At 60.9% G+C, this 11510-nt stretch carries 8 protein-coding genes; 3 read left to right on the top strand and 5 right to left on the bottom strand.

The features are described 5' to 3' along the window. Together ACEW8G_RS06235 and ACEW8G_RS06230 are read left to right on the top strand one after the other, a co-directional pair. On the top strand, window positions 1-366 hold a 366-nt coding region (locus ACEW8G_RS06235; protein ID WP_373487576.1), incomplete at its 5' end, for a glycosyltransferase. Window positions 367-502: 136 nt separating this feature from the next. After that, window positions 503-2323, top strand: a complete 1821-nt coding sequence (locus ACEW8G_RS06230) for a DUF885 family protein (protein WP_373487575.1) — start codon at window positions 503-505, stop codon at window positions 2321-2323. A 380-nt stretch (window positions 2324-2703) separates the two neighbouring features. Here ACEW8G_RS06230 and ACEW8G_RS06225 read toward each other — a convergent pair whose 3' ends face one another. From ACEW8G_RS06225 to ACEW8G_RS06205, 5 genes are all read right to left on the bottom strand, one after another. Further along, a complete protein-coding gene (locus ACEW8G_RS06225; RefSeq protein ID WP_373487574.1) occupies window positions 2704-3003 on the bottom strand; it encodes a hypothetical protein in 300 nt (99 codons plus the stop codon). A gap of 38 nt (window positions 3004-3041) precedes the next feature. Further along, window positions 3042-5930, bottom strand: a complete 2889-nt coding sequence (locus ACEW8G_RS06220) for a M16 family metallopeptidase (protein ID WP_373487573.1) — start codon at window positions 5928-5930, stop codon at window positions 3042-3044. Between the two features lie 119 nt (window positions 5931-6049). Further along, window positions 6050-8194: a penicillin acylase family protein gene (locus ACEW8G_RS06215; RefSeq protein ID WP_373487572.1), complete on the bottom strand. Its 2145-nt coding sequence runs from the start codon at window positions 8192-8194 to the stop codon at window positions 6050-6052. A gap of 73 nt (window positions 8195-8267) precedes the next feature. Beyond that, window positions 8268-8492 carry a hypothetical protein gene (locus ACEW8G_RS06210; RefSeq protein ID WP_373487571.1) on the bottom strand — a complete coding sequence of 75 codons (225 nt, stop codon included), beginning with the start codon at window positions 8490-8492 and terminating at the stop codon, window positions 8268-8270. Further along, window positions 8492-8959, bottom strand: coding sequence for a hypothetical protein (locus ACEW8G_RS06205; protein ID WP_373487570.1), 468 nt, complete (start codon window positions 8957-8959; stop codon window positions 8492-8494). Before ACEW8G_RS06205 ends, ACEW8G_RS06210 begins: the two co-directional genes overlap by 1 nt. Before the next feature lie 116 nt (window positions 8960-9075). On the opposite strand from ACEW8G_RS06205, the gene clpB reads away from it, so the two are divergent. Then, window positions 9076-11510: ATP-dependent chaperone ClpB (clpB, locus tag ACEW8G_RS06200; protein ID WP_373487569.1), on the top strand; the 2435-nt coding region annotated here is incomplete at its 3' end.

Raw genomic sequence — 11510 nt, 5'->3', positions numbered from 1 at the left:
GGTTTTTTGAAGCAACCGCATCGCTTTGTCGGGCTGTTCGATGTTCTCGTGCTGTCATCGGACAGCGAGCAGCAGCCGATTTCGGTGATCGAGGCGATGGCGGCTGGCTTGCCGGTGGCCGCGCCGTCGGTCGGCGATATCGCCAACATGCTCGCGCCAGACAATGCCGCGCTGCTCGGCGCGGCGGGCGATGAGGCAGCGCTCACCCGATGCCTGCAGCAGCTGGCAAAGGATCCGGCGCTGCGCACGTCACTGGGGGAGGCCAATCGCATCAAGGCTGAGACGGAGTTCGACGAAACGGTGATGATCGAGCGGTATCGGACACTCTACGCGGAGGTGATGCAGCGGCCCGAATTCGGGTTGTAACGTCAGTACCGCGTCCGCCGCAGCCATATATGGTGCGTCATGCTGGCACTGCATCGAAGCAGCGAGCACTGCTTGACCGCACAACCGGGCCAGTGTCTGTAGGACGTGTTCTTGGACGCAGTCACCGGAGACCTTGATGCGCATCAGAAACATCACCTGCCTGTGCGGCCTTGCCGCCTTTGGTCTGAACGCGCCTTGCGCCTTCGCGCATGGGCAGGAGGAACTGCCGGCGGCAGAATCTGCGACCGCACCTCCAGCGAAGGCCACCAGTCCCAGCGCGGCCGATCTCGAGCTGAAGGCGCTTTACGAGGCCGAGTGGGAATGGCGCCAGCAGGAGTTCGCGCGGGTGAAGCAAGGCAGCCGCTGGCTGCAGGGGGACCGTTTCCCCGATATCACCGCAGCGGCGCAGGCGCGCCGTCTTGCTTATTGGCAAGATGTGCTGACCAGGATCGATGTGATCGATGCCAGCCAGCTATCGCCCGATGAGCAGATCAACGCAGCCGTGTTCCGCCAGTCGGTGTGGGAGCAAGTCAATAACCTGCGCTACAAGACCTATGAAGCGCCGTTCAACAGCGACACGTTTTTCTGGGGCGGTTTGAACCCGCGTCAGGGTTTTGCTGATGCCGCCAGCTATCGCCGCTATCTAGGCCGGATGCGCGACTTGCCCCGCTATTTCGGCGAGAACATCAGGAACATGCGCGCCGGGCTGGCGCGTGGCTACACCGTGCCGCGTGTCGGCATCGAAGGCCGCGATGCGACGATCGAGGCGTTCACGGTCAATGGCGAGGCGAACCCGTTCTTTGACGCTTTCCGCAATATGCCCGACTCGATCCCCGCCGCAGATCAGACCCTTTTGCGCGATGAAGCACTGGCTCTGATCGCCAGCGCGGTAACGCCTGCCTATGCCAACCTGCTTGCCTTCATGCGCGGCGAATACATGCCCCAGGCGCGCACCAGCATCGCTGCCTATGCGCTGCCCGAAGGTAAGGCATTTTATCAGGACAGCATCCGCGAATATGTGACGCTTGAGCGCACGCCCGATGAAATCCACGAAATTGGCCTCAAAGAGGTGGCGCGGATCGATGCCGATATGAACTCGACGATGCAGCAGATCGGTTTCAAGGGCAGCTTCCCCGAGTTCCTTGAATTCATGCGCAGCGATCCGCAATTTTACGCCAAGACCCCGCGCGAGCTGTTGTCTTATGCCGCCTATGTCACCAAAAAGATGGACGGCAAGCTGAAGGAGACGTTCAACTTCCTGCCGCGCTATCGTTTTACCATCCTGCCGGTGCCCGATGTGATCGCGCCGATCTACACATCGGGGCGTGGCGGGCTCGAAAGCTGCCTGTTCAATACGTATGATCTGCCCAGCCGCCCGCTCTACAACCTGCCCGCGCTGGCGCTGCATGAGTGCATCCCCGGTCACAGTTTTCAGGCCGCCGTCGCGCTTGAGGCGCCGCCCCGCCCAGCGTTTCGCCGCGAAATATATTTCTCTGGCTATGGCGAGGGCTGGGGATTGTACACCGAATGGCTGGGCACGAAGCTGGGCATTTATGAAACCCCGTATGAGGAGTTCGGTCGCCAGACATTTGAGATGTGGCGCGCCGCGCGGCTGGTGATTGATACCGGCATCCACACCAGGGGCTGGACCCGCCAACAGGCGATCGATTATCTCGCCAGTCATACTGCGCTGGCGCAGCGCGATGTCGAGACCGAGATCGACCGCTATATCACATGGCCCGGGCAGGCTTTGGCCTATAAGCTGGGCGAAATCAGTATCCGCAGGCTGCGCGCCAAGGCCGAGGCTGAGCTGGGCAGCGCGTTCGACCAGCGGCCGTTCCACGATACGTTTCTGGCGCTGGGATCGGTGCCGCTGCCGGTGATGGAGGCGCAAATGGAAGCGTTCATCGCGCGCGAAAAGGCAAAGCTGGCAAAGGCTGGTGACGGTGGGAAGTAGACGCCATTTCGTTAAAGCTGTTCTCCGGCGAAAGCCGGAGCCCAAGGCAGCATGGCACAACCTCGCTCTCGATTCCGGCGTTCGCCGGAAAACAATCGCTATGGCGCTCGCCCTGTTGCGCAGGCAAACGATCGTCGAACGAAACTCCGGACCCGCATGATCCGGTCGATGCGCACCGTCTGAAGTAATCGTCGGCTGCTGGCTGCACAATATCGTCACCCTGAACGTGTTTCAGGGGTTTGTCGACGGCAGTCCTATGCTCCCACAACGACGAAGGGGAAGCGGGAGGGTGCATCGCCTGCGCGTGTACACAATCCCGCTTCCCCTCCACCTTCGTGCGGATGGTCCCCCTCCCCGAGTGCCGGGAAGGACTCAATCGCTTACGCCTTGCGCGTGCCAGACATTGCCATGGTGCCGAACGCGCCGGCCTTGATCGCGCCGGTGATGGTGTCGCCGTCAACGACCGCTTCGCCTTCCAGCTTCATCGGCATCGGCACCTTCATGTCCATGGTCCAGGTCAGGGTGTTGCCGTCAACCTTGCCGTCGTTGATCTCGAGCGCGCCCATCTGACCGGCGTTCGATCCGGTCCAGCTGTCGCCGTCCACATTGACCGTTAGCACCGATTTCTGGTCACCCATGGGCGATTTGGTCACGCAATCATATTGGCCTGCTACTGACATAATAGTTCCTCTTCTCGGTTGGTCGGTTGTTGAGCGGTCTACTTGTCGCCTGCTGCCGGAGCAGCACGACGGATTTCGATCGGCATGTTCAACGCCTTGAGCTGCTCCTCGATCTTTGCCGCATCGCCAACGATCAGCCAGGTCAGCGATTTGGGATCGAGCGCAGTGCGCATCGCGGCGTTGAGTGTGTCGGCGTCAAGTTCGCGATACTGCGCGGCGAGCGTTTCGGCATAGTTGGCCGGGCGACCATATAGCACATCCGCCTGCATCTGTCCGAGGACAGAGGCCGAGCGCTCGTAATTGCCCGCCAGTTCAAGGCTGTTGCCGTTGACGGTGCGTTCCAGTTCCGCCGACGTCACGCCCTTGTCACCCACGAAGGCATCCATCTGTTCGATGATCGCCGCCACTGACGGGCCGGTCTGGTTGGTTTGTACAGGTGCAAACACCAGGAACGGCACGTCCTGCTTGGGGCGCTGGATGATGGAGCGCGAGCCATAGGACCAACCCTTGGTCTCACGCAGGTCCATGTTGATCCGCGAGAGGAAATCGCCTCCCAAAATCTCGTTGGCGGTTTCCAACGCAAGCAGGTTGTCCGTTCCCTTGGCCTTGAGCACCTGACCGGCCAGGATCAGCGACTGCGGCGAATTCGGCCGGTCGATGACGATGATCTTGCCCGCACCTGCGGGCACCGCGGCGCTGAAGTCCTTCTGCGTCAACGCCATGCGGTTGGACGCCCATTTGCCGAAGCGCGTTTCGAGCATCGGCAGGATTTCAGCCAGATCGGTATCGCCGACGACATAGATTGAAGCGCGCTCGGGCCGCATCCACTGGGCGTGGTAGGCAGCCAGTTGATCGCGGCTCAGCTTGGCGACAACCGCCGGATCACCAGTACCGGTCAGCGGCACCCCATAAGGGTGCTGCGGGCCGTAAAGCAGCGGTGGCAGGTTACGCAACGCCAGCCCCTGCGGCTGGGTGTTCTCGCCCTGAATGCGGGTGAGCTGCTGCACGCGCACGCGCTCAAGCTCCTTGGCGTCGAACGCCGGGTTCTTGATGACATCAGCCAGCAGATCGAGCGATCCGGCCAGATTGGGTTTCATCGCACGCAATGATACGGTGGTGTTGTCAAGGTTGGAGCCGGCGGAAACCTCAGCGCCCAGCCGCTCCTGCGCTTCGGCAAACTGGACCGAAGTGCGGGTGGTCGTGCCCTCATCAAGCAGCGCGATCATCAGGCTGTTGGTGCCCAGCGCATCGCGCGGGTCGCTGGCAAAGCCTGCGTCAAAGCTCACCGCGACGCGGACCACAGGCACCGCGTCGCGTTTGGCGAAACGCACGGTGATGCCATTGGAGAGCTTGGCCACTTCAACAGCAGGAAACTCAAGATCGGGCACCGGGCCGGGCTTGGGCATCTGGCTGCGGTCAACATTGGCAAGCGGGCCGCGCACCGAGGCATCGCCCATGAAGTCATCGGCAAACAGGCTGCTGAAAAACGCGGGCGAGGTAAAACCGACGCCGCTGTTCACGCCGCGCGCGGCCGTCTCGTCATAGGCCTCGCGCTCACCAGGCAGCACGTGGATCTTGGCGGTGGGGCGGGTCAGCCACTTCTGCATCGCCGCGGTGACCTTTTGTGGCGTCATCGCCGCCAGTGCTTCCAGCTGCTTCTTGTAGAACGCCGGATTGTCAGAATAGAGCGCGCCCTCGGCCAAAGTCACTGCCTTGCCAGTGAAGCCGCCGACCTGTTCAAGGCCCGAAATGCGTTGTGCGGCATCGCGCGTCGCAACCCGCTTAACCTCATCGGCGGTCGGCCCGGTTTTGAAGAAATCGGTCAGGATTTCATCTAGCCGTGCTGACACCGCATCGACATCTTCACCCGGTTTCACATCGGCATAGATCTGCACCATGCTGCCGTGCACGAATGGCAGTGTGAAAGCAGTCACGGCCACCGCTTTCTGCTCTTCGCGCACCAGAATATTGTCGAGCCGCGAGCTGGCGAGCCCGCCCAATACGGTCATGCCGACATCGATTGCGTCGAATTCCGGGTCATTCAGACCGGGCACAATCCATGAGCGATACAGGCGCGCAGTCGGCACCTTGTCGTTCATAATCGCGACTTTTTCCTCTGTCAGCGTGGGCAGCGGCGGGTTGAGTTTCGCGACCTGCGGGCCTCTGGCGATGCCGCCGAACCACTTTTCGACCAGCGGCCGGGCTTCGGCGCTGTCGATATCGCCGGCAAGCACAAGGATAGCGTTGTTGGGGCCGTAATGATCGGTGAACCATTTTTTCATGTCATCAAGCGATGCCGCCTGCAGATCAGCAAGCGATCCGATGGTCGAGTGGCCATATGGATGCTCGGGCGGAATCAACAGTTCGATCTGCTTGTATTGCACCAGACCATATGGCTGGTTGTCACCCTGGCGCTTTTCGTTCTGCACCACGCCGATCTGGTTGGTCAGCGTTTCCTGGGTCACCGCGCCGAGCAGGCTGCCCATCCGGTCGCTTTCGAGGAACAGTGCGCCCTCAAGCGCGGCCTTGGGCACGGTCTGGAAATAGTTGGTGCGGTCAAGCCATGTCGTTCCGTTGAAATCGGTCGCGCCCAGGGCTTTGAGATATTCGAAATAGTCGCCCGATGCGTTTTCCGAGCCATTGAACATGATGTGCTCAAACAGATGCGCATAGCCGGTCTTGCCCTTGGGCTCGTGCTTCGACCCGACATCATACCAGATCGACACCGCAACAATCGGCGCCTTGCGATCTTCGTGCACGATCACGGTCAAGCCATTGTCGAGGGTAAACTGCTGGTAGGGAATGTTGACGCTCTTGACCAGTTCGGCCACAGGCGCGGCGTCCTGCGCAAACGAGATTGTCGGGGCGAGGGCAACCGACATCGCCAGAGCTGAAGCGGCGAACAAAGAACGGAAAGGCTTATTCATGGGAGCTGACCTCATCTTAAGATATCACATGCCTATGCAGGGCGACTGGTGACCACCAACCGGAGCATTGCATTGCTAAACGAAACCATAAAGCCTGTCGCCCCGCTTTCAAGCGCCAATCAGGGCCGGTAACGGCGTTTTGTATGCGCCGCCAGGGCTTCACGGGTGAAATGCACCGGCTTGGTCTGATGGTTGACGAACATCTGCGCCTGATCGGTGTAATGCGGGCTGTCGGGCCGGGTGGTCGCTGACCCGAACGGCTGGACCGAGCGCGAGGCGACCTTGCCTGCAGCGTCCCATTCAATGAACTGGATGAAGCTGTCACCATGGCGCACCGCCAGCCGCCCGTCGTCCTCGACATCCCATAGCGTGGATGCGCGCAGCGTGTCGCTACCCCCATCAAGCGGGAGATCGGTCTTGCCTTGCCGCAGCCGCAGCACAGTGCCAAGTTTTGGGTCGAGCGATCCGAAATGCTTGGTCAGGTGGTCGATCGTCTCGGTCAGCACCTCGCGCGCATCGGGCAGCGGCTTGCGGCGATAGCTCTCGCGCATCGCGGGGCGCATCAGCATCAACATCAGCGCGTCGCCTGTGCCCTTGCCGTCCAGCTGCCAGTCCCATGCGCGGATCAGCGCCTGCGCCTCGGTGATCTGCGTATTGCCCTCAGGCTTCAGCGCGAGCAGCGCCGCAACCCACTCGGTCGCATAATCAGCCTTGTCGTAGCCCACATCATATTTGATTTTCGCGAGCGTCGCTGCGTCGATCTTGCCCGCCGCCTCAAACAGCTTGATCGCCTGCCGGGCGCGGTTGGTCATGTCGGATTCGATGCCGAGCAGCGGCGAAAAACCAGCCGGATCAAGTTCGTCGCCCGGGCCTGAGGCCACATACGGGGTGTTGTTGGCATTCATGATATAGCCCGAACTCGGATTGACGAGCATCGGCACCTGATCCCAGCCGACATGGCCTTTCCAGATGAGTTCGCTGCGGTCACCCGGCAGGATGCCCCGCCAATCGGCACCCGGCTTGCGCGCCGGAAACAGCGCGTTGTACACCATCGCGATATTGCCCTGGGCATCGGCATAGATGAAGTTGGTTGCAGGTACGCCTTGCATCGCCATCGCCGCCTGCCATTCAGCAAAGTCGCGCGCCTTGTTGAGGCGGAAATACTGGTCGAGCATTTTCAGGTCGTCGATGCCAGCGTACCGGATCGCAAACGCGCCCTTGCCGTTCTTGATCACCGGGCCGTGTGCGGAGCGATAGACGGTTTGCGGAAAGGGCACAGTAAACGGTCCGAACTTGACCCCCAGCCAGACACGTTTTGCCTCGAGATCGCGCCATTGCCCATCGAGCCGGTATTGCGAGCCATCCTCGTTGAGCACGAGCTTGAATACGTCGATCAGGTCGGGCCGGTTGACCGTGTTGGTCCAGCCCAAAGTCTTGTTGTGGCCCAGAAACGGATAGGGTGATCCGGGGAAGGTCGCACCGGCGAAATCCCAGCCTTCCTCAGAATGCACCACCAGTTCATACCATGCGACACCGCCGCGCCAGGGCTGATGCGAATTTGAAACCAGCCGGGTGACATTGTCGGTCGAGCGCGCCGGTGCCACGGCAAAGGCGTTGGACCCGTTCATATCGGGCTCGGGGCCGATCGGCGTAATCCGCGCAACTTCTTTGCCAGTCAGCTTTGGGCCGCCCTCGATGGGCAGGTCATTGTCCTCTGCAAGCGCGCCGAGCACCGAATCAAGCCCGAAGAAAAACGGCGAACGCAGCGCAAAACCCGCTGCGATGTCTTCGCCGTTAAGCGGGAAGAGGCCCGACAGGCGCACCTCCTCTGGGTGCTCGTCGGCATAATGGTTGAGCCCTGCCGCATAGGCATCGAGCAGCGCGCGAATGTCGGCGGGAAGCGCCTTGTATTTGCGGTCAACCGTGCCGCGAATGTCGAGCAGATGCGCGACGAAATCGATCTTCGCGCCATCCTGCCCGTTCATCGCGCCCATCCGCATCCGCGTCATTGCGGCGACTTCCTGCAGCGTCGAAAAATCGTCTTCGGCGTGCGCATAGGCGATGCCGTACGAGACGTCAGGGTCGGTCTTGCCGTAGATATGCGGCACCCCATAATCGTCGCGGATGATCTCAACATCATAGCTGCGCGCGGGCGGCGGGGCAGCGTCCTCGGCGAACAGAGGTTCCCACACAAACAGCCCGATGGCGGCAACGACGAGGATGACGGCAAGGCCGATGGCGAGACGTGTGAACAGGCGCAGCATGATCCGCACAATATCATCAGATTGGGCTGCGTCTACTGACAATGCTGTAGGTAATGCGGATTGCTATAGTGACTTAGGTCCGGACGGTTTTCTCAGTAGCTTCGCGCCGAAGCCGTTCAAAATACTGCTGCTCAAGTGCGGTGGTCAGCCTTGCAAGCTCTTCGCCATGAGCATTGCTGACAGCCTTTCTCGATGAAAAAAACCATATCATTGCCTCTGTCGCCAGCCCGCAAAATAACGGGACGACTATCAAAGCCCCATGGATGAGGTCGATGTCTGTCAAAAGTTCAGCCAGCATCACTTTGTGTCCTCTAGAGTTGCAGATATGGCATCGGCGATCTGCCCAAGCAACGACATTTCATCGGTCAACGATTGTCCACCAAAATAGCTTCTGGCTGCACCACCTGCGCCAATCAGCATCGCCAACGCAAGCAGGGGAGCGCTTGCAGGATTAGCGGCGGCAACGAGCGCAGCGACAACGGCTGAGCCACCGCCACTGATCCCTAAAGCTATTAGCGTTTGCCTTCCAAAATCTTTGCGGTCCCACTGCTGTCTGCATGTTCGCGCCAATGCTCGCCAATCATCGAGCATCCGTATCCGTTCCGCCGGGTCGTTCAACACAGAAGCACGGTAAATAAACTCTTCTCTGAACGCTGTGCTTCCGATTAAGACAATCGCGCGTTCAAGATCGTCGCTTCGTAAGCCTCTGTTCAATGCCTCGTTCAGGGCCACTCTGGCCTCATCAATAATAGAAGGTGCTGCCATGGCCCTAGGCTAGCAGAACTGTAATTCAAACCAAGCTCAATGCGAGGCCCTTGCGTTGCATATCGGCAACACTATCTCTGGCTGGCAAGGGCTTGAGATAGGGCGGAGACACACCCATGAACCTCGAAAAATTTACTGATCGCGCCAAGGGATTTCTGCAATCGGCGCAGACGGTGGCGATCCGCATGAACCACCAGCGGATCAGCCCGGAGCATATTCTCAAAGCACTGCTGGAAGACACCGAGGGCATGGCCGCCGGGTTGATTGCTCGCGCGGGCGGGGCTGCGCCGGTCGCGGTGCAAGAGGTCGATGCGCTGCTCGCAAAGGTGCCTGCTGTCTCGGGCGGCGGGGCGCAGCAGACGCCGGGGCTGGACAATGACGCGGTGCGGCTGCTTGACAGCGCCGAACAGGTCGCGGCCAAATCGGGCGACAGCTTTGTCACCGTCGAGCGGTTGCTGCTCGCCGTCGCGCTCGCCAAGGGCACGAAGGCTGGCGATGCGCTGGCCAAGGCCGGAGTGACCCCCGAAGCGCTCAATACCGCGATCGAAACCTTGCGCGGCGGGCGCGCGGCCAATTCGGCCAGCGCGGAAGAGAGCTACGAAGCGATGAAGAAATATGCCCGCGACCTCACCGAGGTGGCGCGCGAGGGCAAGCTCGACCCGGTCATCGGCCGCGATGAGGAAATCCGCCGCACGGTGCAGATCTTGGCGCGGCGGACCAAGAACAATCCAGTGCTGATCGGCGAACCGGGCGTTGGCAAAACCGCGATTGCCGAGGGGCTGGCGCTGCGCATCGCCAATGGCGACGTGCCTGACAGCTTAAAGGATCGCCGTCTGATGTCACTCGACATGGGATCGCTGATTGCGGGTGCGAAATATCGCGGCGAGTTTGAGGAGCGGCTGAAGGCGGTGCTTGACGAGGTCAAGCGTGCCGATGGCGAGATCATCCTGTTCATTGATGAAATGCACACCTTGGTCGGCGCAGGCAAGGGCGAAGGCGCAATGGACGCGTCCAACCTGTTGAAGCCCGCACTCGCGCGCGGCGAACTGCACTGCATTGGCGCGACCACGCTCGACGAATATCAGAAGCATGTCGAAAAGGACCCCGCGCTGCAGCGGCGGTTCCAGCCGGTGTTCGTTGGCGAGCCCAATGTCGAGGACACGATCTCGATCCTGCGCGGCCTCAAGGAGAAATACGAGCTGCACCACGGCGTGCGGATCACCGACAATGCTTTGGTGGCAGCGGCAACGCTATCCAACCGCTATATCTCCGACCGCTTTTTGCCCGACAAGGCCATCGACCTGATGGACGAGGCCGCCAGCCGCATCCGCATGGAAGTGGAGAGCAAGCCTGAGGAAATTGAAGGACTTGACCGGCGGATCATTCAGCTGAAGATCGAGGCATCGGCGCTGGGCAAGGAGAATGACGCGGCGTCGAAGGACCGGCTGGTCGCCTTGCAAAAGGAGCTGTCCGATCTCGAACAGCAATCGGCGGAACTGACCACACGCTGGCAGGGCGAGAAAGACAAGATCAACGCCGAGGCAAAGCTCAAGGAAGAGCTCGACGCCTTGCGCATCGAGCTGGAGCAGGCGCAGCGCAATGGCGATCTGGCCCGTGCGGGCGAACTCTCCTACGGGCGCATTCCCGAGCTTGAGCGCAAGCTGGCCGAAGCCGTGACCCTCACCGAAGGCGCGATGCTGCGCGAGGAAGTGACCGAGGACGACATCGCCGCCGTGGTCAGCAAATGGACCGGCATACCGATGGAGCGGATGCTGGCTGGTGAGCGCGAGAAGCTGCTCGCGATGGAAGAACATATCGGCAAGCGGGTCATCGGCCAGGCGGCGGCGGTTGAGGCCGTCGCCAAGGCGGTGCGCCGTTCGCGCGCCGGGCTGCAGGATCCGAACCGGCCTTTGGGCAGCTTCCTGTTCCTCGGCCCTACCGGCGTCGGCAAGACCGAGCTGACCCGCGCGCTCGCCGGGTTCCTGTTCGATGACGACAGCGCCATGGTGCGCATCGACATGAGCGAGTTCATGGAAAAGCACGCGGTCGCACGGCTGATCGGCGCGCCTCCGGGCTATGTCGGCTATGAGGAAGGCGGCGTGTTGACCGAGGCGGTGCGGCGCAGGCCCTATCAGGTGATCCTGTTCGATGAGGTTGAAAAGGCACATTCCGATGTTTTCAACGTGCTGCTGCAGGTGCTCGACGATGGTCGGCTGACCGACGGCCAGGGCCGCACCGTTGATTTTTCGAACACGCTGATCATCCTTACATCTAACCTTGGCAGCCAGTATCTCTCGTCGCTGACCGAGGACCAGAAGGTCAAGGATGTCGAACCGCAGGTGATGGAGATTGTGCGCGGTCATTTCCGCCCTGAATTTCTCAACCGGCTTGACGAGATCATCCTGTTCCATCGGCTGGGTGAGGAGCATATGGCGCCAATCGTCGAGATTCAGGTAGCGCGGGTTGCCAAGCTGCTCAAGGACCGCAAGATCACCATCGACCTGTCGGACAGCGCGAAGAAATGGCTGGGCCGGGTCGGCTATGATCCGGT

Source organism: Blastomonas sp. (assembly GCF_041747255.1).
GTDB lineage: Bacteria > Pseudomonadota > Alphaproteobacteria > Sphingomonadales > Sphingomonadaceae > Blastomonas.
Note: the sequence above shows the minus strand (reverse complement) of the source record. Positions and strands in the feature narration are given on the sequence as shown.

Excerpts from the sequence above, each read along its gene's own strand:
- ACEW8G_RS06210 (WP_373487571.1), bottom strand. The coding sequence starts at position 8,492 with ATGCTGGCTGAACTTTTGACAGACATCGACCTCATCCATGGGGCTTTG.
- ACEW8G_RS06220 (WP_373487573.1), bottom strand. The coding sequence starts at position 5,930 with ATGAATAAGCCTTTCCGTTCTTTGTTCGCCGCTTCAGCTCTGGCGATG.
- ACEW8G_RS06230 (WP_373487575.1), top strand. The coding sequence starts at position 503 with ATGCGCATCAGAAACATCACCTGCCTGTGCGGCCTTGCCGCCTTTGGT.
- ACEW8G_RS06215 (WP_373487572.1), bottom strand. The coding sequence starts at position 8,194 with ATGCTGCGCCTGTTCACACGTCTCGCCATCGGCCTTGCCGTCATCCTC.
- ACEW8G_RS06205 (WP_373487570.1), bottom strand. The coding sequence starts at position 8,959 with ATGGCAGCACCTTCTATTATTGATGAGGCCAGAGTGGCCCTGAACGAG.
- ACEW8G_RS06225 (WP_373487574.1), bottom strand. The coding sequence starts at position 3,003 with ATGTCAGTAGCAGGCCAATATGATTGCGTGACCAAATCGCCCATGGGT.